This is a genomic window from Paenalcaligenes sp. GW821-LYS-B07-1 (assembly GCF_058803365.1).
Genome location: NZ_CM179516.1, coordinates 2,407,741 through 2,427,748, shown reverse-complemented (window position 1 = coordinate 2,427,748; position 20,008 = coordinate 2,407,741). Strand labels below are relative to the sequence as shown.

The window sequence follows — 20,008 nt, the reverse complement described above, 5'->3', positions numbered from 1 at the left end:
ACGAATTTTTCGGATACGGATGGCGTGATGAGTGATTTACAAATTGGACTGATTTCGGCTGGTGCTCTCATTCTTCTTCTTGTACTGGTGTTTAACTGGTGGCAAGATCAGCGTGTCCGTCGCCAGATGCAATCCAAGTTGCCAGAAGCTGAAAGTGATCCGCTGATGGGGCAGTTGGGTGGTACGGCGCCAGTGCGTAAAGAGCCTACTGTGCGCATTGCAGATAGCCTGAAAAGCTCTCAAGACGATGTACAGGTAGATGAAGTGGATCCTACCTGCGAAGCCGTTATCGACATTAGCTTTAATCATCCTGTACAAGGCGGCGAATTATCGCAAGTCTTGCAAAGTTGTTTGCGTAACCTCAGTAAGCCCATTCGTTTTTTTGCCATTACCGAAGAAGGTAATCATCACACTCGTTTGGCTGAATCCGAGCAGTATGTGTCCATGCAGTTGGCGATTTTGTTGGCGAACCGTACTGGGCCGTTGAGTGATATTGAATGGTCTAACTTGTGGTCTGCTGCACAAAACGTGGCACAGCACTTTGATGCCAGTTTGGAAGGCCCAGAGCAACATCTGGTGGTACAGCAAGCGCAACAATTAGATGCGCTGTGTGCAGGCTTAGATGCTGTGGTGAGTTTGGTGGTGCGCTTAGAAGGCCCCGTCAATGTACAGCGAGTATTGAATACCTTAGGCGAGGCTGGCTTCTTGAGCTATGGCCGACAAATGGCGTGGCTAGCGGATTCGGGCATTCCCCGTTTTACCGTTTTGTTTGATGGCCAAGCCGTAGAAGATGTGCAGTCTGCAAGCGTGGAGCGGCTGGATTTGGTGCTGGATGTACCAAATAGCCCCATGGATACCCAAGCCTTTAGCCGCATGGCCAGTGTGGGCCGTGACTTGGCAGCCCGTTTGGGCGGGCAATTGCTGGATGAGCAAGGTAGAGTTTTTTCAGAACAGAGTGATCAACAGATTGATGAACAGCTTTACACCATGTATCAGCAATTGGAAGAAGCAGGGTTTGTGGCGGGTGAGTCGCGTACAGCGAGGGTTTTTGCGTGACTAAGCAGCGTCTTGAGAAGTTAAGGCAGGAAATTAACCAGCACAACTATAGATATTATGTGCTGGATGCGCCAAGTGTGACCGATGCAGACTATGACGTATTAATGCGCGAGTTGCAGGCGATTGAGGCAGCACACCCAGAATGGATTTCACCAGACTCCCCCTCGCAGCGCGTGGGGGCGGCGCCTGCTAATGGTTTTGCTACCGTTAGACATGCAGTACCCATGTTGTCCTTGGCTAATGCGTTTGATGAAGACGAGCTGACAGCTTTTGATAAGCGTGTCAGCGACACCTTGCAATCGGCGGGGCTGCTACGACCTGGTGAACAGGTGGAATATAACGCCGAATATAAGTTTGATGGTTTGGCTGTGAGCTTACGTTATGAAGACGGTGTATTGGTGCAAGCCTCTACACGCGGTGACGGAGCAACAGGTGAAGACATCAGCAGCAATATACGCACTATACAGTCCGTACCACTACGCTTATTAGGTAAAGAAGGCAGTTGGCCTGCTGTGCTAGAAGTGCGTGGTGAAGTGCTGATGAACAAGGAAGATTTCGAGGCTCTGAATCAAGAGCAACTGCGTAAGCGCGATAAGGTGTTTGTGAACCCTAGAAACGCTGCTGCAGGTAGTTTGCGTCAGTTAGACCCTCGTATTACGGCTCAGCGACGTTTGCGTTTCTATGCCTATGGTTGGGGCGAGATCAGTGTGCAAACTCCTAGTCCACAACAAGATTTGTTGTCACAGCTACAGCACGAATTTGCCGAACCGTATGCAACGCAAGCAGAAATGCTGCAGTGGTTGCGCCAACTGGGCTTGCCCGTTAACCGTAATCACGAAGTTGTAAAAGGGGTAAAGGGCTTGTTGGCCTATTACCAGCAAACTGGCGAGCAACGTGCACACTTACCCTTTGATATCGATGGGGTGGTGTACAAGGTTAACTATTTGGATCAGCAGCGCGTGCTTGGTTTTGTGGCCAGAGCTCCGCGTTTTGCTATCGCACATAAATTCCCGGCTGAGGAGGCTCAAACCGAGGTTTTGGGTATTGATGTGCAAGTAGGACGTACGGGGGCGATTACGCCTGTAGCACGTCTGAAGCCTATCTTTGTGGGCGGCGTGACGGTGACTAATGCCACACTGCATAACGAAGATGAAATTCGTCGTAAAGATGTACGTGTGGGCGATCATGTGGTAATTCGACGCGCGGGCGATGTTATTCCTGAGATTGTACGATCACTGATTGAACTGCGTCCTATAGGCACTACGGCTTTTGTGATGCCCAATGAATGCCCGGTGTGTGGCTCTGCCATTGAGCGCGTAGAAGACGAAGCCATTGCTCGTTGTACTGGTGGTTTGGTGTGTGCGGCTCAACGTAAGCAAACCATTGCCCATGCGGTATCGCGTAAAGCGTTAGATATGGATGGCATTGGTGAGAAGCTCATCGAACAGCTAGTAGACAGTGAGCGTGTGAAAACCCTAGCTGATCTGTACACCTTAAAGCTAGAAGAGTTACTGCTGTTGCCGCGTATGGGGCAGAAGTCAGCTGCGAATGTTATTAAGGCTGTAAATGAAGCTCGAAACCCTGAGCTAGAGCGTTTGTTGTATGCCTTGGGGATTCGACACGTGGGCGAGACAACAGCTCGTGACTTGGCCAAGCATTTTGGGTCCTTGGATCGCATTATGGCAGCCTCGGAAGAGGAGCTATTAGAGGTGTCGGCTGTTGGGCCAGTAGTGGCTGCATCCATTACTCACTTCTTTTCTGAACCACACAACCGTGAAGCTGTACAAAGCTTGTTGGATGCGGGTGTTAGTGTGCGATTGCCAGAGGCACCCACAGAGGGCAGACAGCGTTCGCAAAGCTTAAGTGGTCAAACCTTTGTACTGACAGGCACGATGCCTACGTGGACGCGTGACGAAGCGACTCGTCATATCTTAGGCGCGGGTGGCAAGGTGAGTGGATCAGTTTCCGCTAAAACAGCGTACGTGGTGGCTGGTGAAGAGGCTGGTAGCAAGTTGCGTAAAGCTGAAGAGCTAGGCGTAACAATATTGGATGAAGAAGGTCTTAAAGCCTTATTGGGTATGCTGTAAAAGAGATAGCCCATAAAAAAAGCTGGCCTAGGCCAGCTTTTTTTACCCATAACGTAAAAGTATTACTCAACTTTTGCGCCTTTCAGCAAGGACTGTTGGAACTCTTCCAGTTTGGTTTGGCGCATCATTTCCGCGATCTGATCTTTCACATCGTTCAGTTCAGGGAATGTGATAGGGCGGCTGTCTTCAACCACCAGAATGTGCCAACCGAAATCGGATTGCACAGGAGCAGCGCTCAGCTCGCCTTTTTTCTGGCTATCCACGGCGTTAGCGAATGGTGCTACGTAGCTGGACGAAGCAGCCCAACCCAAATCGCCACCACGGCTAGCGGAGCCTGGATCTTTGGAGTACTGTTTAGCGGCATCAGCAAAGTTGGTTTTCTTGGCTTTTAGGTCAGCCAATACTGTTTTTGCTTGCTCTTCGTTATCCAACAAGATGTGGCGTACACGGTATTCCTGCTTGCCAGCTTCTTGTTTTTTCAAAACTTCGTATTCTGCAGATACCTGAGCGTCAGTGACGGGGTTTTTCTTCAGGTAGTCAGACATCAAGGCACGAATCATGATGCCTTGTTTAGCCAGTTCGATTTCTTGGCTAACAGCTGGTTGGTTGGCTACGCCAGCCGCTTCTGCTGCTTGCACCATAATGGTACGACCAATAATTTCTTGCTTCACTTGCTCACGCAGCTCTGGGCTATCTTGAGCACCTTGTTCGATCAGCAGAGCGATGAAGTCGTCCACGGATTTTTGTGAAATGGGCTTGCCATTAACGGTTGCTGCGGTTTGTGCGTACAAAGGAGCAGCCATTGCGCAGGACAACATAAGTGCGGCAAATCGTTTCATGTGGATCCTTTCTTAAGAGTTAGTGCTAGCCTGTATGGATAGCGCGTGAATAGGATGAGGCATAAGGTCTGATACCCGATCATACACAAGGCGGTGACGTGCTAGTGTATTTAGCCCCGTAAATTTTGGTGAACTTATGATCAGTCTAAAGTGCGAAGCACCGCCCTTAGCGCCTGCATGCCCGGCGTGCAGGTGAGACTCGTCAATGACTTCCAAGTGTGTGGCTTCAAGATCAGCCAGACGGCGGGTGAGTTCTTCTATGCGTTCAGTAACGTTCATAACGATCAAATGGCCCTGTTAAACGTGGTCATCGTTGGCTGCTGGTGTTTTGATATGTTTGGACAACCAAATGGATTGGCCAATAGCAAAAACCACCAACAAACCTAATAGCCCGAAGGCTTTAAAACTTACCCACTGCTCTTCAGTAAACTGGCCTGAAAAAGCAATGTAAAGATTCAGTGCGCCAGATGCAATAAAAAAGAGCACCCAACTGTAATTGAGTTTGTCCCAGATCGCCGTAGGGAGTGAGACTTGTGCGCCCATCAGTTTTTGCATCAGGTTGCGTTGCAAGAACAAACGACTACCCAATAGTACGCCAGCGAAAATCCAATACAGTACGGTAGGTTTCCATTTGATGAAGGCATCATTTTGAAACAATAAAGTTGCACCACCAAATACCATGATGATCGCCAGATTAATCCAGTGCATGGCTTCAATTGTGCGTTGACGAATTTTCAGCCAAATGATTTGCACCGCGACGGCGGCCATGGTTACACCTGTTGCCACATACAAATCGAACATTCGAAATGCAATGAAAAACAGAATTAGAGGAAACAGGTCAAACAGGAGTTTTTTCATGATAAGTCGGACTCGGGCTCAAAAGTCAAAGCAACCGAATTGATGCAGTAGCGTAGACCAGTGGGAGGAGGGCCATCTGGGAATACGTGTCCCAAATGTGCATCACAAATATTGCAAAGAATCTCGGTACGTACCATGCCGTGTGAGTAATCGGCTTCTTCACGTACGTTCTCGGGATTAATGGCATCAAAGTAACTGGGCCAACCGCAACCTGCATCAAATTTTGTGTCGGAAGCAAATAAAGGAGTATGACAACCTACGCAGCGATAAATTCCCGGTGTGGTGGTACTCCAGTACTGACCACTATAAGGGCGCTCTGTACCGTGTTCGCGCGTCACATAAAAAGCTTCAGGAGAAAGTTGAGCACGCCATTGCTCTGACGTTTTACGTATTTTGTTCACATCGAATACCTTGTGGGAGACTAGCGGCCAAAACTATAGCGCATAGTGTATGCGTAATTGTAGTGTCGTATAAGCTTGCATGGTATTTACTAGGCGATAAATTGTAATGATCACGATATAATCAACCGTTTTTTATATAACAATTCCGTCTAATTTAGTCACGCAAAGGGGGCTGAGATGTCGTATAGAGTATTGCGTCGTGCAATGGTGGCAGGGGCGATTGCCCTAGCATTTCCTTTGGCTGCTTCGGCTCAAGTTAAGGTGGGCGTTACTGTATCTTCTACAGGTCCAGCAGCATCGCTGGGTATTCCTGAGCGCGATACCGTGAGCTTGTTGCCTACTGAAGTGGCAGGTGAAAAAGTGGTGTACGTGGTGCTGGATGATGCCACTGACACTACGCAAGCAGTACGTAATACACGTAAATTGGTAACGGAAGATAACGTGGATGTGGTGTTGGGTACCTCTGCCACTCCAGGTTCGTTAGCCATGATTGACGTGGTAGCAGAAAACCAAGTGCCGATGATCAGTGTGGCCGCTAATGCCAGCATCATTGAACCCATGGAAGGTGCGCGTAAGTGGGTATTTAAAACTCCACAAAACGACTTGTTGATGGCTGAGGGTTTGGCTGCCACCATGGAAAAACAAGGTGTTAAAACCTTGGGCTTTATTGGTTTTAACGATGCGTACGGCGATGGTTGGTTAGATGTAATGCGTAAAGCAGCTGAAGCCAAAGGTATTTCTGTAGTATCTGCTGAGCGTTACAACCGCAATGACACCAGTGTGACAGGTCAAATCCTGAAACTATTGGCAAGCAAACCTGATGCTGTGCTGATCGGTGCTGCTGGTACTCCAGTAGCGTTGCCTCAGCGTGAGTTGAAAAACCGTGGCTTTGCTGGCCAGATCTACCACACACATGGTTCTGCTAACAACGACGTATTGCGCGTATGTGGCCGTGACTGTGAAGGTATCATTTTGCCAAGTGGCCCACTGCTAGTGGTGGACCAGTTGCCTGATGATCACCCAGCAAAAATTTCTGCTAAAGCCTACCAGACCGTTTACGAAGGTAAATACGGTGCAGGTACCACAAACACCTTTGGTGGTCACATGTGGGATGCAGGGCAATTGGTAGTGGCTGCTATTCCTGTTGCGCTGGAAAGCGGTGCTAAGCCCGGCACAGTGGAGTTCCGCCAAGCATTGCGTGACGCAATCGAAGCGGTTACAGACTTGTCCGCCTCTCAGGGTGTTTTCAACATGACAGAAACCGATCACTCCGGTTTGGATGAGCGTGCTCGCGTCATGGTGAAAGTAGTTGATGGCAAATGGACTTACCAGCCTGATCTGTAATAACAATACAGATTTGTAGGCTTCTGAACTAACGGCAGGGGCGTATGCTCCTGCCGTTTTGGTGTAGTTATGATTGAAAATTCCTGTACTAATGGTGTAAGGCTATGGACAGCACGATAGTTCTGATTTTATTGCAGGACGGGCTGCTTAACGGTGCGATTTACGCATTGTTGGGGTTGGCGTTGGTTCTGGTCTTTACCGTAACCCGCGTTATTTTTATCCCACAAGGCGAGTTCGTCACCTATGGGGCTTTAACGTTGGCTTTCATTATTAACGGGCGGGAGCCTGGCACGCTGAAGCTGCTATTGATAGCCGGCGTACTGGTGTTTTTGCTAGAACTGTTTAGTGCAATACGTAATAAAACCTTTGAGGGTTTTTGGCGCACTATAGCGTGGACGTTGGTATTGCCTGTTGCGCTGTATTTGTTGAGCCCCTACATGGTGGGCGGCACTATTCCGTTATGGTTGTCTGTGTTGTACTCCTTGGCCATTGTGGTGCCTTTAGGGCCTATGCTGCACCGTTTGGTGTATCAGCGCTTGTCCGAGTCCAGCGTATTGGTGCTGTTGATCACATCGGTAGCAGTGCACTTCGCGTTAACCGGACTGGGGCTGGTGTTCTTTGGTGCAGAGGGGTGGCGTACACCGGCGTTCTTGGAAGGCCAAGTAATGCTGGGTGATATGAGCTGGTCAGCACAAACCATCTTCGTATTGTTGTCATGCGCAGTATTGATTACTGGGCTATGGATTTTCTTCGGTCGTACGTTGTATGGCCGAGCATTGCGTGCAACCGCTGTGAACCGTCGTGGTGCTCGTTTAGTAGGTATTAGCACCATCATGGCTGGCCGCTTGAGTTTCGGCTTGGCTGCTGCCATTGGTGCGTTCTCGGGCATGTTGATTGCACCAGTGACCACTATTTATTACGACACAGGTTTCTTGATCGGTCTGAAAGGCTTTGTGGCCGCTATTGTTGGGGGCTTGGGAAGCTATCCTCTGACAGCTATTGGGGCGATTTTTGTTGGTGTGCTGGAAGCGTTTGCCTCTTTCTGGGCCAGTGCTTACAAGGAAGTGATCGTGTTCACCATGATTATCCCCGTGCTGTTGTGGCGTTCCTTTAGTTCGCGTGGTGTAGAGGATGAGGATTAAGCATCATGAATAGAGTGTTATTAGCTGTCGTGGTGCTGTTGTTGGCCGTGTTCCCGTTGATAGGGGCTGTGCCACCATTCTGGGTCACGCAAATGAATTACATAGGCCTAAGCAGTTTGGTCGTGCTGGGTCTGTTGTTGTTGACAGGTGTGGGTGGGTTGACCTCATTTGGTCAAGCTGCGTTCGTGGGGATTGGTGCTTACACTACCGCATACATGACTACCCGTTTAGGTTTGTCGCCATGGGTGAGCTTGTGGGTAGCCATTGCGCTGACCTTAGTGTTCTCTGCGTTGATCGGCATGATCACGCTGCGCTTGTCGGGCCACTACTTGCCGTTGGGTACCATTGCTTGGTCACTGTCGTTGTACTACCTGTTTGGTAATTTGAGCTTCTTGGGTCAGCACGATGGGATTTCAGGCATTCAGCCGTTAAGCCTGTTTGGCATGAGCTTGGGGGCAGATAGACATATCTACTATCTGATCTGGGCGATTCTACTGCTGGCATTGTGGCTCACACATAACTTGCTGTACTCCCGTCCAGGTCGTGCGATTCGTGCATTGCGTCATGGTAAACACATGGCGGAATCCTTTGGCGTGAACATGCCTGCGTACAAAACCATCATCTTTGTATACGCCGCCGTGTTGGCGTGTATCTCGGGTTGGCTGTATGCGCACTTCCAACGTGCCGTGAGCCCTAGCCCCTTTGGTTTGAACTACAGCATTGAATACCTGTTTATGGCTGTGGTTGGTGGCGCGGGTAGCGTGTGGGGTGCTGTATTAGGCTCCACCGTGATTTTGACGCTAAAAGATCAAATTCAGAACTGGCTGCCTAAGTTCTTTGCCATGGATACCAACTTCGAATTGATCGTGTTTGGTGTCTTGATGATCTTCGTGTTGCAGTACGCTACAGGCGGTCTTTGGCCGTACCTGTCCGCCGCATGGCAACGTATTACCGGTACACGTAATAAAGCACAGGTAGTGGCTGATGTGCAGCACGCGTTGCAGCGCCAAGCAGAGCCTTTGCCGCAACGTGCTAAGCCAGCGCGTGGTTCTTTGGTGCTGGAAGTGGATAAAGCGCGTAAACAGTTTGGTGGCTTGGTAGCGGTAAACGATATCAGCTTCAAACTCAAAGCGGGCGAGATCATGGGTTTGATTGGCCCTAACGGTGCTGGTAAAAGTACGACCTTTAACCTGATCAGTGGCGTGTTGCCGCTGAGTGGTGGCGTGGTACGTTTTGCGGGTAAAGCCATCGAAAAACTGCGCGCTAGAGATATCGCTAGGTTGGGTATGGCCAGAACGTTCCAACACGTGCAGTTGATTCCTGACATGACCGTGCTAGAAAACGTAGCACTGGGTGCTCACTTGCGTCGTCGCGTAGGTATTTTGTCTGCCTTGTTGCACTGGGATAGACGCAGTGAAGCAGAGTTATTACACGATGCTAAGAAACAGTTGATTCGTGTGGGCTTGGGTGACTACCTGTACGAAGAGGCTGGTAACTTGGCGTTGGGCCAACAGCGTATTCTGGAAATTGCTCGTGCATTGGCCGCCGACCCAGTATTGCTGTTGCTGGATGAACCAGCAGCGGGTTTGCGCTATCTGGAAAAGCAAGAGTTAGCTCGTGTGTTGTCGCAACTGCGCGATGAAGGCATGAGTATCTTGCTGGTAGAGCACGATATGGACTTCGTTATGCGTTTGACCGATCACCTAGTGGTAATGGATTTCGGTACACGTATTGCCGAGGGTACTCCTCAAGAAGTGCAGCAGAACCCAGCGGTACTGCAGGCCTACTTGGGCGGCTTGGATGAAGACCTAGACTTTGATGACGAGTCTCAGCAAGACAACGGGGAGGGCGTGTAATGACTGCCAATAATCAGGAAAAAGCCTCTGTGTTGCTGGAAGTGCAAGGGCTGTCAGCACGCTACGGTAAAGTAGGTGCATTGAATAATGCATCTATACAGCTAGAGAAAGGCAGCATTGTCACAGTGATCGGTGCTAATGGTGCGGGTAAGTCCACCATGTTGAATGCCATCATGGGGGCGCTGCCTACCAATGGCCGCAGCACGGGTAATGTACTGCTACAAGGCAAAGACATTTCAGCATGGAGCGTAGAGCGCCGTGTTGCTGAAGGTTTATCCTTAGTGCCTGAGCGTCGAGAGCTTTTCAGCAGCATGTCGGTGGAAGACAACTTGTTGTTGGGTGGTTTTAGGCTACACCGGCAAAAAGTAGCCAACTGGCGCGGCATTATGGATGAGGTCTACGAACTGTTTCCACGCTTGAAAGAGCGTCGTACACAGCAAGCAGGCACTTTGTCCGGTGGTGAGCGTCAAATGCTGGCAGTAGGGCGTGCCTTGATGGCCAGACCTACGGTCTTGATGCTGGATGAGCCTAGTCTGGGTTTGGCTCCGCGTGTGGTGCGTGAAATCTTTAAGATTATTAGCCGTTTGCGCTCTACCGGGGTATCCATTTTGCTGGTAGAGCAAAACGCTAGGGCAGCATTACAGGTGGCTGATTACGGTTATGTGCTGGAAACCTCTGAGCTTATTATGCAAGGGCCTGCTCGTGAGCTTAGTGGTGATCCTAGAATTATCGAAAGCTACTTAGGTTTAGGGCAGGATAAGCAGGAACAGTAAACGGCTTGTAGTGGCTGTTTAAATGTAAAAACCCTCCACTAAAATGGAGGGTTTTTGCTTTGTGATGATCTTTATTTCCCAACTGGCGTCTTATCCTTAAACTCACACAAATCCGAAATACCGCACTGTGGGCACTTAGGTTTACGGGCCACGCAAATATAGCGACCATGCAGAATCAACCAATGGTGTGCGTCCAGCAAAAACTGCTTAGGAATGAGTCGCTCTAAACGCTGCTCCACTTCCACCACGTTTTTGCCTTTAGCGATACCAGTACGATTGCTGACGCGGAAAATATGGGTGTCCACGGCAATGGTGGGAAAGCCAAATGCGGTATTCAGTACAACGTTGGCTGTTTTTCTACCTACGCCAGGTAAGGCTTCTAAGCTGTCTCGGTCTGCGGGAACTTCGCCTTGGTATTTTTCCAGTAAGAGCTCACAGGTGCGGATCACATTCTTGGCTTTGGTTCTGAAGAGGCCAATAGTTTTGATCTTGTCCATCAAGCCTTCTTCACCCAGCTCTAAAATACCTGCAGGGGTACCGTGAGTAGGGAAGAAGCGCCGAGTTGCAATATTTACCGACACATCTGTCGCTTGTGCAGACAAAATTACCGCAATCAACAACTGAAACGTGCTTTCGTATTCCAGCTCTGTAGTGGGGTGAGGGTTCGCCGCTTGTAAGCGCGTGAAAATCTCAGTACGAATAGCGTTATTCATGCAGCACTCACGAAGTAGGTTGCTGGGCGCGGCGTGCCCGGGCTTGTGCCAAAGCTTGGGCAATACTGGCTTTGCGACGCTCAGGGTCGTCCGCTTCCAGTGCGACCTTGGGTTTGTTGGCTAGTAGTCTGCTAGCCATAGAACCTGACTCATCGTGTTTGTGCTGCAGGCGTCTACTACGAGTTTCGTAGTGTTGTTTGGCTTCTGTGGCGAGCTCAGGTGTCCATTCGCGGTTGGCGGGCAACATGGTGATGCAGTCTACCGGACAGGGGGCTAAACACAGGTCACAGCCAGTGCAGCGGTCGCTGATCACGGTATGCATGCGTTTGTTAGCACCGAGAATGGCATCCACCGGACAGGCTTGAATACAGAGCGTACAGCCTATGCAGTGTTTTTCATCAATCCACGCCACCGTTGGGGCCTCGTGTGTGCCACATTCGGGGTTGAGCGCTTGCACAGCTTGGCCTGTAAGTTCGGCTAATTGTTGTATGCCCGATTCACCGCCCGGAGGGCAACGGTTAATGGCTTCGCCTTTCTGGGCAATGGCTTCGGCATAAGGCAAACAGGCGTCGTAGCCGCAGCGAGTGCATTGGGTTTGTGGCAGCAGCGCATTAATACGCTCAGTAAGGACGAGAATTTGATCGGTCATAAACATCAATCAGGGGCCCTTAGGCCCCTGGAAGTGTGTGGCATAGAAAGGATAGAAGGTCAGACGCTTTTGGCGTGAGCCTCAGCGGCTTTTACGAAGTCACGTATTTTAGGATATACCTGATTACGCCAGCGACGACCGGAAAATATACCGTAATGTCCTGCGCCACTCACAGTGTAGTGTTGCTTATGCGCTTCATTCAAGCCAGAGCATAATTTTTGCGCAGCACGAGTTTGGCCCAAGCCAGAAATATCATCCAATTCGCCCTCAATGGTGAGTAGGTGTAAATTTTGGATTTTTTCTGGTTGTACAGCAACGTTATCTACTTCCCATAGACCACGTGGTAAAGCGTAGTCTTGGAATACTGTTTTGATGGTGTCCAGATAGAACTCAGCACTCATGTCCATGACAGCGTTGTATTCATCATAGAAACGACGGTGTGCTTCGGCGTCTTCATCGTCACCCTTAAGCAGGTGTTGATAGAACTCGTAGTGAGACATCATGTGTCTGTCAGGGTTCATGGAAATAAACCCAGTGTGCTGCAAGAAACCTGGGTACACCTTACGACCTACACCTGCGTAGCGGGGCGGTACACGGTGAATCAGGTTGTTCTCAAACCATGAGTATGGCTTGGTAGTCGCTAACGAGTTCACTGCTGTTGGAGACTGACGAGGGTCAATAGGGCCGCCCATCAAGATCATGCTACGAGGTTGGCTGGCGTCGCGGGCAGCAGCCATCAGCGATACGGCAGCCAATACTGGAACTGTAGGTTGGCACACAGCGATGACATGGGTGTCTGGGCCTAGTTCGTGTAAAAAGTGCTGTACGTAGTGCACGTAGTCATTTAAATGGAATGAACCGGCAGACAGTGGCACCATGCGGGCGTCTATCCAATCCGTTACATATACATCGTGATCACGCAGAAGGGTGCGTACAGTATCGCGCAATAGCGTGGCGTGGTGGCCCGACATGGGGGCTACCACCAACATTTTAGGCGCGGGCTCGGTAATGCCTTCGCGCTCAAAATGTACCAACTGGCAAAAAGGCAGACGCAAAACGGTGGTTTCGCTCACTGCTACTAGCTTATTGCCTACCTTGACCTCGGGGATCTGCCATTGAGGCTTCTCATATTCTTTGCCCAGTCTATAAAGTAATTCATAGCCTGCGGCAATTTGACGCGAGACGGGGGTGTAGGACCAAGGGCTATAAGGGCTGGAAAACAACTCAGAGCCCTGACTGGAGAGGTTCACCAGTGGAGCCAGTATGGACCTTTGCCATTCATGTAGGTCGTAAAGCATAGGATATTCTTTTTTATTGAGGTGAAACGCTTGTGTACTATACGGGCCTTGTGGCTGGTCCGCAGAGCGATAAGTTGCCAGTGTATGCGAAGCTTATCTGCTGTGATACTTAGTATTATCCTTGTGCTGCATTGCAGCAATATTAGAGGCAAAAAAAGAAGCCTATGGCTTCTTTTGGGGGCTTAAAAGCTGTTTTCAAACAACAGTTTATCGCTCTAAATGCTCCAGTTTTCCTTCAACGCCATTCCATTCGTCGGCGTCTTCCAAAGGCTTTTTGGAACGGTTGATCATACCAAACTCAGGGCTGAGCTCGGCGTTCAGAGCAATAAACTTCACTTGGTCTTCGGGTACGTCTTCTTCTGCAAAAATGGCGTTGGCCGGGCATTCTGGGATACAGACAGCACAGTCAATACACTCATCAGGATCAATTACCAAGAAGTTCGGACCTTCACGGAAACAGTCTACCGGACAGACATCAACACAGTCAGTGTATTTGCATTTGATACAGTTTTCGGTGACAACGTGGGTCATGTTAATGAGACTCCGGCTAGAGAAAGCGAAACTGGACACCGGGCGATAAAAGCGCCTTATTTTGTGGTGTCTTAAGGTTAATGAATCGATTTTAACGAAAATTTTGCAATAAGCCTGCAAAACCCCGCGCAACATACCTAGATTATGGGTAGTAAGTACATAGCTATAAATTACTTGCAAGCGTAATGTATCTGTCTAAGCATGTCTTTGCTCTGGGTCAGAAGATTCAGAGCATCCGCCATTATAAGCACAGTAGGGCTGCTAGGTTCTCTCCGCAACGCTCAGCAGAAGCGAGCTGTGCACTTGTTAATTGTTTGGGTGCCAAAATTTCGTCAGTGCTGCTGGCGTTCATGAGAATGATGACGGGGTCACAGGCTTGCTCTAATCGCCACCCAGTACAAATGCGTTGTAATTGTTTTAAAGCGCTCTGCCCATCTGTGCCAGCGCTAATGATTGCGGTATAAGGGCGACCATTAAGTTGCTCTAGTAATGAGTAGTACAGCCTATCAAAGCATTCCTTCATTGTGCCGCTCAGACTAGCCAGATTCTCTGGAGCACAAAACAGGTAGGCATCGGCGAGTAGAAAGTCTGCAGTAGTGACTTCAGCGGCAGGCACGCTACGTACCTGAACGCTGCTGGTGCTTTCAAGCGCATGTAGGGCACGTTGTGCGGCATCATAAGCGGCTTGCATGGCTTGTTGACTGGCACCTGTTCTAGAGTGCCAGACCATCAGTAATGTCTTTTTTTTAGGGCTATATAACATCAAGGGGTCTCGCAGTGAAACGGTATCCACGCTAGTATATGGGTCTTAAGTGTGCTTCTGAACATTGGCCCCATTTTATGCACTCCCCGTTACTCCCTTCTGCTGATACTCACGATCTATTATCTGATGCTGTGTGGTTAGAATCCTGCACGGCAGATTTGGATGAGGCTGGGAAGAAGCTGGTAACTGCGGCTAGGGATAAGGTGGTCAAGGTGCTACCAGGGCGTATCGCCAGCACTGGAGAGCCTTTAGATAGCCACGCGGCTATGATGGTGACGGTATTGGTAGGGCTGGGGTCCGATGCGGTAACGCGAGCCAGCGCCTTGTTGGCCGTAATGCCTGAGCTGGAAGACAACGAGAACAACACCCGTCCCGAAACCCTATCACGGGAGTTTGGCCCTGAAGTGGCCAAACTGGTGCAAGGCACACGAGCCTTATACCGATTAGGTGCGTTGACAGCGCAGTCTGGCGATGTAGGTGTGCCAGGTAGCGATCAAAAAGAAATGAAACGACGCATGTTGCTGGCGATGGCCGTTGACTTGCGTATTGTGCTGCTGCGCCTAGCTTCTAGGCTGCAGTCGTTAAGCTGGTATGCCATCAGCAAAACTCCCTGTCCTGAAGCCTTTGCTAAAGAGACCATGGAGTTATATACACCCTTGGCAAATAGGCTGGGGATTTGGCAGGTGAAGTGGGAAATGGAAGACTTCGCTTTCCGTTTTCTCAAGCCTGACGTGTATAAGCAAATAGCAAAACAGTTGGAAGAAAAACGCACTGAGCGTGAGGTTTTCATCACCAATGTAGTGCAACAGCTGTCCGAAGCGCTCAAAGCAGAAGGTGTGGATGCCGAAGTATATGGCAGGCCAAAACACATCTATAGTATTTGGAACAAGATGCGTAATAAGCATCTGGACTTTGATCAGCTATTCGATTTGCGTGCATTGCGTGTGATTGTGGATGACGAGCGTAGTTGCTATGCTGCCTTAGCCTTGATTCACGCTATGTGGACGCCTGTACCGGCTGAGTTTGATGATTACATTTCCCGTCCTAAGCCCAATGGCTACCGTTCGCTGCACACAGTAGTGGCAGATGAACAAGGGCGTTGCTTTGAAGTACAGATTCGTACACAGGAAATGCATGAGTTTGCTGAGTACGGGATGGCTGCGCACTGGCGCTATAAAGAAGCGGGTGCAGCAGGCGGTAAGGTGGCTGCGACAGCTGATGAGCAAAAAATCGCATGGATGCGCCAGTTGTTAGCGTGGGATAAAAGCACGCCTACTGCAGATGCTGCTACGGTGGTAGAGGCCACACCTGCTGCTGAAAGTCTGCAGGCAGAGCATGTCTATGTGTTAACGCCTCAAGCGCGTGTGATTGAGCTTCCTGTGGGGGCGACCCCGGTTGATTTTGCTTATTACTTGCACACTGATTTGGGTCACCGCTGCCGTGGTGCCAAAGTCGATGGGCTGATGGTGCCGCTGCTGACACGCCTGCAAACTGGGCAAACCGTAGAAATTATTGCTGCCAAATCGGGCGGGCCATCGCGTGATTGGTTAAATCCACAGTTAGGTTTCTTGGCCAGCCCTCGTTCTAGAGCCAAAGTGCGAGCTTGGTTTAATGCGATAGAGCTGCAGCAGCGCATGAGCCAAGGCCAGACTATGGTCGAAAAAGAATTACAGCGTTTGGGCAAAACAGCCACGAATTTAGAGTCGTTGGCCCAACGCTTGGGTTTTGCTCAGGCTGATGACTTATACGTCGCGGTCGCTAAAGATGAGTTTAGTCTGCGTCAAATAGAACAGGCATTTAAACAGCCTTCAGACGCGGCTGCGCAAGAAGAGAACCCATCGCGTGTGTTCAATAGCGCGACGTCCAGTGTGACGCGTACCGGGAAAAGTGGTGTGTTGGTGGTGGGCGTAGATTCTTTGCTCACGCAGTTAGCCCGTTGCTGCCGTCCTGCTCCACCCGATGAGATCGTAGGGTTTGTGACTCGTGGGCGTGGTGTGTCTATACACCGGCGTGATTGCCACTCTTTTTTGGGGTTGTCAGCGACACAACCTGAGCGTGTGATAGATGTGACATGGGGAGCAACTGGAGAAGCGCTGTATCCCGTCGATCTCTTTATACAAGCACAAGAAAATCCTAACCTGCTTAGAGATGTATCCGAAGTGTTTGCTCGCCTGCGTTTAAACGTAGTGGGAGTGAATACGCAAAGCCGCCGATCGCTTAGCCAAATGGTCTTTACTGTAGAGGTAAACAGTGGCGAGCAGATTCAACGTGCTCTAACGGCCCTGAATGAGATTCCTGGTGTAGATGCGGTGCGGCAATAGTGCGGTTGTACTGGTAGAATAATTGTTTGGCTACGAGTCTGGAGCAGGCTCGTATTGCTGTGGTTCTGATAAAAGCGAGTAAACTCTTGAAATCGTATACCTTACCTGACAGCACCGGCCATTTTGGCAAGTTTGGTGGTTCTTTCGTCTCTGAAACATTGGTACATGCGCTGGATGAATTGCGCGAGGCCTACGACCGTTACAAAGAAGATCCCGAGTTCCAACGGGAGTTTGCTTACGAGCTTAAGCACTTTGTAGGACGTCCGTCTCCTGTGTATCACGCACGTCGATGGTCGGAAGAGCTTGGTGGTGCGCAGATTTGGTTTAAACGCGAAGACTTGAACCACACCGGAGCACACAAGGTAAACAACTGTATTGGCCAAATTTTGTTGGCCAAGCGTATGGGCAAAACACGCATCATTGCCGAAACAGGTGCCGGACAGCACGGCGTCGCGACAGCAACTGTTGCTGCACGCTATGGTTTGGAGTGTGTGGTGTACATGGGTAGCGAAGATGTGCGCAGACAAGCTGCCAACGTCTACCGCATGAAATTGTTGGGCGCAACGGTGGTGCCTGTGGAGTCTGGTTCCCGTACGCTTAAAGATGCGCTGAATGAAGCCATGCGCGATTGGGTAACTAACGTAGAAAATACCTTCTACATTATCGGTACTGTGGCTGGTCCACACCCTTATCCTATGATGGTTCGCGATTTCCAGAGCGTGATTGGCGAAGAGTGTATTGAGCAGATGCCAGTAGATGCGGGTCGTCAGCCTGACTACGTGGTGGCTGCGGTAGGTGGTGGTTCTAACGCCATGGGGATTTTTTATCCTTACATCAACTACGACGATGTAAAGTTAGTTGGTGTAGAGGCTGGTGGTCGTGGTATTGATACCCCCGAACATGCAGCGTCCTTAAATGCTGGCACCGTGGGTGTGTTACATGGTAACCGTACCTATGTGCTGCAAGATGCTGCTGGTCAAATTCAAGCAACGCATTCTATCTCGGCTGGTTTGGATTATCCTGGTGTGGGGCCTGAGCATGCGTGGTTGAAAGACAGTGGTCGAGCTAACTATCAAATTGTGAATGACGACGAAGCATTGCAGGCTTTTCACCATTGTTGCCGTGTAGAGGGCATTATGCCTGCTCTTGAGTCCTCACATGCGTTGGCATGTGCCGCACGTATGGCGCCTACACTGTCGTCCGACAAAATCATTCTGGTCAGCTTGTCCGGCCGAGGTGATAAAGATATGCATACCGTTGCTGAGTTCAGCGGTATCACCCTGTAAGGTTCGGGATTTAACTATGTCAGAAACAAAAAATATACGCCTGGCCAATTGTTTTGCGAAGTTGGAAGGCCGCGCAGCCTTGATTCCTTATATCACTGCCGGTGATCCTTCTGTGACTGTAACGGTCCCTTTGATGCATGCGCTGGTTAAGGCAGGTGCAGATGTAATTGAGATGGGCGTGCCTTTCTCTGATCCTATGGCCGATGGCCCCGTTATCCAACGAGCAGCAGAACGTGCAGTAGCACGTGGCGTTAGCCTGAGCATGGTGTTGGATATGGTGCGAGAGTTCCGTCAACAAGATAACACCACACCTATAGTCTTGATGGGCTATGCCAATCCTATAGAAGCCATGGGGCAAGAGCGTTTTGCGCAAGCCGCCGGCGAAGCCGGTGTGGATGGTGTGTTGACCGTGGATTACCCACCAGAAGAATGCCAAGAGTTTGCTGGCATGCTGAGCAAAGCAGGTGTAGACCCAATTTTCCTATTAGCCCCTACTTCTACTGAAGCGCGTATGCAAAGCACCGCTAAGGTAGCAAGGGGTTATGTGTATTATGTGTCTCTAAAAGGTGTGACCGGTTCTGGTAGTTTGGACACCGATGCCGTAGCGCGCCAGTTGGAAGTTATTCGCAAGCACGTACATATTCCTGTAGGCGTAGGTTTTGGTATACGCGATGCCGAAAGTGCCAAGCGAGTAGGGGAGTGTGCGGATGCTGTGGTAATCGGTAGCAAGCTGATTGAAACCATGGAGGCAGCTTACGCCCAAAACAACAGTGATGATCAAGCTATTCAGGCGGCGTCACAGTGGTTAGCACAAGTTCGACAAGCATTGAACTAGCGTAACAAGGGCTTCTCCGTATAGAATCATGCACTTGTGTTTTTGCATTCGTGCATGTTGTTAAAAATTTGCTGGCGGCGTGAGCGGCGTCGTCTACTATCAGGATCACACCATGAGTTGGCTCCAGAAAATTCTGCCTCCACGCATTAATCGTAACAACGAAAGTAGTCGTCGGGTTCCCGAAGGGCTATGGGTGAAATGCCCATCGTGTGAGGTAGTGCTGTACAAAGAAGACTTGCAGGCCACATCGCATGTATGTCCTAAGTGCTCACACCATATGCGTATCAATGCACGCGATCGTATCGACGTGCTGCTGGATGCAGACGGTAGGGTAGAGATCGGTTCTAATACCCGTCCAATGGATCCGCTGAAATTCCGCGACTCCAAAAAATACCCTGATCGTATTACTCAAGCTACCCGTGATACAGGCGAAAGCGAAGCGATGGTGGTTATGCAAGGTACGATATTGGGTGTGCCAGCAGTAGCTGCTGTATTTAACTTCGATTTCATGGCAGGTTCCATGGGGTCGGTAGTGGGTGAGCGTTTCGTGCGCGGTGTTCAGGCGGCTATTGAGTCTCGTTCTGCGTTTGTGTGTGTGACTGCCTCGGGTGGTGCGCGTATGCAAGAGAGCTTGTTCTCGTTGATGCAGATGGCTAAAACGAATGCTATGTTGTGCAAGTTGTCTGAAGCAGGTTTACCATTCATTAGCGTTCTAACTGACCCAACCATGGGTGGTGTATCGGCCAGTTTTGCCTTTATGGGCGACGTGGTGATGGCTGAGCCTAATGCCTTGATCGGTTTTGCTGGTCCACGCGTGATTGAGCAAACTGTACGTGAGAAATTGCCCGAGGGCTTCCAGCGTGCTGAGTTCTTGATGCAAAAAGGCGCTATCGATATGGTTGTGGATAGACGTGAGATGCAAAACGAAATTGCTAGTTTGATTGCTTTGTTGACACGTCAACCAGCAGAAGCTGTGCATAAGGCGTAAACGCCATTAAGAATGTCGTAGCAGGGCGATAATGCTCCGCTATACACCAAAGGGTTGGGTAAGTGAAGAATGCGTGTAGCACACGATTCTGAGCTTCTCAGCCCTTTTTGTATTTGGTGGTTAGGTTTCTTGCGTGTTCAGGGTTGGTGGGGCAGCCGTAGCAGTATGGAAGAGGGTATGCGTTGAGTTGTGTCCGCTACGAGCGATGGGTTGGCCTAGCTTCGGCACTATTTCCAGGATGCATGAGTACACGGTCATGCCATAGCCA

At 50.0% G+C, this 20,008-nt stretch carries 19 protein-coding genes; 10 read left to right on the top strand and 9 right to left on the bottom strand.

The genetic code is table 11. The features are described 5' to 3' along the window. The first annotated feature begins 27 nt into the window (after window positions 1-27). On the top strand, window positions 28-1,056 hold the full coding sequence (locus tag AC3QL0_RS11630; RefSeq protein WP_493008624.1) for a cell division protein ZipA C-terminal FtsZ-binding domain-containing protein: 1,029 nt from the start codon (window positions 28-30) through the stop codon (window positions 1,054-1,056). Beyond that, window positions 1,053-3,143: an NAD-dependent DNA ligase LigA gene (gene ligA, locus AC3QL0_RS11625; RefSeq protein ID WP_493008623.1), complete on the top strand. Its 2,091-nt coding sequence runs from the start codon at window positions 1,053-1,055 to the stop codon at window positions 3,141-3,143. Before AC3QL0_RS11630 ends, ligA begins: the two co-directional genes overlap by 4 nt. Before the next feature lie 62 nt (window positions 3,144-3,205). Here ligA and AC3QL0_RS11620 read toward each other — a convergent pair whose 3' ends face one another. The 4 genes from AC3QL0_RS11620 to msrB are packed head-to-tail and all read right to left on the bottom strand — an operon-like array spanning window position 3,206 to window position 5,241. Beyond that, entirely contained in the window at window positions 3,206-3,982 is a 777-nt protein-coding gene (locus AC3QL0_RS11620) for a peptidylprolyl isomerase (protein ID WP_493008622.1), read from the bottom strand. A gap of 12 nt (window positions 3,983-3,994) precedes the next feature. Next, window positions 3,995-4,261 (bottom strand): BolA family protein, encoded by a 267-nt coding sequence (locus AC3QL0_RS11615; RefSeq protein ID WP_493008621.1) that lies wholly within the window; start codon window positions 4,259-4,261, stop codon window positions 3,995-3,997. Window positions 4,262-4,279: 18 nt separating this feature from the next. Then, a complete protein-coding gene (locus AC3QL0_RS11610) occupies window positions 4,280-4,840 on the bottom strand; it encodes a septation protein A (protein WP_430220484.1) in 561 nt (186 codons plus the stop codon). Next, window positions 4,837-5,241, bottom strand: coding sequence for a peptide-methionine (R)-S-oxide reductase MsrB (gene msrB / locus AC3QL0_RS11605; RefSeq protein WP_493008620.1), 405 nt, complete (start codon window positions 5,239-5,241; stop codon window positions 4,837-4,839). The genes AC3QL0_RS11610 and msrB overlap by 4 nt, the downstream gene beginning before the upstream one ends. A 177-nt stretch (window positions 5,242-5,418) precedes the next feature. Between msrB and AC3QL0_RS11600 the strand changes: the two genes are divergently transcribed. The 4 genes from AC3QL0_RS11600 to AC3QL0_RS11585 all read left to right on the top strand — a co-directional run bounded on the left by AC3QL0_RS11600 (window position 5,419) and on the right by AC3QL0_RS11585 (window position 10,356). Continuing rightward, on the top strand, window positions 5,419-6,585 hold the full coding sequence (locus AC3QL0_RS11600) for an ABC transporter substrate-binding protein (protein WP_493008619.1): 1,167 nt from the start codon (window positions 5,419-5,421) through the stop codon (window positions 6,583-6,585). 104 nt (window positions 6,586-6,689) lie between these two features. Then, the gene (locus tag AC3QL0_RS11595) at window positions 6,690-7,727 is read left to right on the top strand and encodes a branched-chain amino acid ABC transporter permease (RefSeq protein ID WP_493008618.1); all 1,038 of its coding nucleotides are present in this window, start codon (window positions 6,690-6,692) and stop codon (window positions 7,725-7,727) included. Between the two features lie 5 nt (window positions 7,728-7,732). Then, entirely contained in the window at window positions 7,733-9,583 is a 1,851-nt protein-coding gene (locus AC3QL0_RS11590) for a branched-chain amino acid ABC transporter ATP-binding protein/permease (protein WP_493008617.1), read from the top strand. Continuing rightward, a complete protein-coding gene (locus AC3QL0_RS11585) occupies window positions 9,583-10,356 on the top strand; it encodes an ABC transporter ATP-binding protein (RefSeq protein WP_493008616.1) in 774 nt (257 codons plus the stop codon). The genes AC3QL0_RS11590 and AC3QL0_RS11585 overlap by 1 nt, the downstream gene beginning before the upstream one ends. A 71-nt stretch (window positions 10,357-10,427) precedes the next feature. On the opposite strand, the gene nth is transcribed toward AC3QL0_RS11585, so the two are convergent. The 5 genes from nth to AC3QL0_RS11560 all read right to left on the bottom strand — a co-directional run bounded on the left by nth (window position 10,428) and on the right by AC3QL0_RS11560 (window position 14,277). Beyond that, complete coding sequence (gene nth, locus AC3QL0_RS11580; protein WP_493008615.1) at window positions 10,428-11,069, bottom strand: endonuclease III; 642 nt, start codon at window positions 11,067-11,069, stop codon at window positions 10,428-10,430. A gap of 7 nt (window positions 11,070-11,076) precedes the next feature. Beyond that, window positions 11,077-11,718 carry an RnfABCDGE type electron transport complex subunit B gene (locus AC3QL0_RS11575; protein WP_493008614.1) on the bottom strand — a complete coding sequence of 214 codons (642 nt, stop codon included), beginning with the start codon at window positions 11,716-11,718 and terminating at the stop codon, window positions 11,077-11,079. Between the two features lie 59 nt (window positions 11,719-11,777). Continuing rightward, window positions 11,778-13,016: a polyhydroxyalkanoate depolymerase gene (locus AC3QL0_RS11570; protein WP_493008613.1), complete on the bottom strand. Its 1,239-nt coding sequence runs from the start codon at window positions 13,014-13,016 to the stop codon at window positions 11,778-11,780. A gap of 207 nt (window positions 13,017-13,223) precedes the next feature. After that, window positions 13,224-13,547 (bottom strand): ferredoxin FdxA, encoded by a 324-nt coding sequence (gene fdxA / locus AC3QL0_RS11565; protein ID WP_135861693.1) that lies wholly within the window; start codon window positions 13,545-13,547, stop codon window positions 13,224-13,226. Window positions 13,548-13,788: 241 nt separating this feature from the next. Then, the gene (locus AC3QL0_RS11560; RefSeq protein WP_493008612.1) at window positions 13,789-14,277 is read right to left on the bottom strand and encodes a flavodoxin family protein; all 489 of its coding nucleotides are present in this window, start codon (window positions 14,275-14,277) and stop codon (window positions 13,789-13,791) included. Window positions 14,278-14,387: 110 nt separating this feature from the next. Here AC3QL0_RS11560 and AC3QL0_RS11555 point away from each other — a divergent pair, with 110 nt between their 5' ends. The 4 genes from AC3QL0_RS11555 (at window position 14,388) to accD (ending at window position 19,740) form a co-directional block, all read left to right on the top strand. Further along, window positions 14,388-16,631 (top strand): RelA/SpoT family protein, encoded by a 2,244-nt coding sequence (locus AC3QL0_RS11555; RefSeq protein WP_493008611.1) that lies wholly within the window; start codon window positions 14,388-14,390, stop codon window positions 16,629-16,631. An 86-nt stretch (window positions 16,632-16,717) separates the two neighbouring features. Then, on the top strand, window positions 16,718-17,917 hold the full coding sequence (gene trpB / locus AC3QL0_RS11550; protein WP_135861724.1) for a tryptophan synthase subunit beta: 1,200 nt from the start codon (window positions 16,718-16,720) through the stop codon (window positions 17,915-17,917). A gap of 16 nt (window positions 17,918-17,933) precedes the next feature. After that, window positions 17,934-18,752, top strand: coding sequence for a tryptophan synthase subunit alpha (gene trpA, locus AC3QL0_RS11545; protein WP_493008610.1), 819 nt, complete (start codon window positions 17,934-17,936; stop codon window positions 18,750-18,752). 112 nt (window positions 18,753-18,864) lie between these two features. After that, window positions 18,865-19,740, top strand: a complete 876-nt coding sequence (gene accD, locus AC3QL0_RS11540; protein ID WP_493008609.1) for an acetyl-CoA carboxylase, carboxyltransferase subunit beta — start codon at window positions 18,865-18,867, stop codon at window positions 19,738-19,740. Window positions 19,741-20,008: the final 268 nt, after the last annotated feature.

Excerpts from the sequence above, each read along its gene's own strand:
- AC3QL0_RS11630 (WP_493008624.1), top strand. The coding sequence starts at position 28 with ATGAGTGATTTACAAATTGGACTGATTTCGGCTGGTGCTCTCATTCTT.
- trpA (WP_493008610.1), top strand. The coding sequence starts at position 17,934 with ATGTCAGAAACAAAAAATATACGCCTGGCCAATTGTTTTGCGAAGTTG.
- fdxA (WP_135861693.1), bottom strand. The coding sequence starts at position 13,547 with ATGACCCACGTTGTCACCGAAAACTGTATCAAATGCAAATACACTGAC.
- AC3QL0_RS11555 (WP_493008611.1), top strand. The coding sequence starts at position 14,388 with ATGCACTCCCCGTTACTCCCTTCTGCTGATACTCACGATCTATTATCT.
- AC3QL0_RS11600 (WP_493008619.1), top strand. The coding sequence starts at position 5,419 with ATGTCGTATAGAGTATTGCGTCGTGCAATGGTGGCAGGGGCGATTGCC.
- AC3QL0_RS11620 (WP_493008622.1), bottom strand. The coding sequence starts at position 3,982 with ATGAAACGATTTGCCGCACTTATGTTGTCCTGCGCAATGGCTGCTCCT.
- AC3QL0_RS11590 (WP_493008617.1), top strand. The coding sequence starts at position 7,733 with ATGAATAGAGTGTTATTAGCTGTCGTGGTGCTGTTGTTGGCCGTGTTC.
- AC3QL0_RS11585 (WP_493008616.1), top strand. The coding sequence starts at position 9,583 with ATGACTGCCAATAATCAGGAAAAAGCCTCTGTGTTGCTGGAAGTGCAA.
- AC3QL0_RS11560 (WP_493008612.1), bottom strand. The coding sequence starts at position 14,277 with ATGGTCTGGCACTCTAGAACAGGTGCCAGTCAACAAGCCATGCAAGCC.
- AC3QL0_RS11610 (WP_430220484.1), bottom strand. The coding sequence starts at position 4,840 with ATGAAAAAACTCCTGTTTGACCTGTTTCCTCTAATTCTGTTTTTCATT.
- nth (WP_493008615.1), bottom strand. The coding sequence starts at position 11,069 with ATGAATAACGCTATTCGTACTGAGATTTTCACGCGCTTACAAGCGGCG.
- accD (WP_493008609.1), top strand. The coding sequence starts at position 18,865 with ATGAGTTGGCTCCAGAAAATTCTGCCTCCACGCATTAATCGTAACAAC.
- AC3QL0_RS11595 (WP_493008618.1), top strand. The coding sequence starts at position 6,690 with ATGGACAGCACGATAGTTCTGATTTTATTGCAGGACGGGCTGCTTAAC.
- AC3QL0_RS11575 (WP_493008614.1), bottom strand. The coding sequence starts at position 11,718 with ATGACCGATCAAATTCTCGTCCTTACTGAGCGTATTAATGCGCTGCTG.
- AC3QL0_RS11570 (WP_493008613.1), bottom strand. The coding sequence starts at position 13,016 with ATGCTTTACGACCTACATGAATGGCAAAGGTCCATACTGGCTCCACTG.
- AC3QL0_RS11615 (WP_493008621.1), bottom strand. The coding sequence starts at position 4,261 with ATGAACGTTACTGAACGCATAGAAGAACTCACCCGCCGTCTGGCTGAT.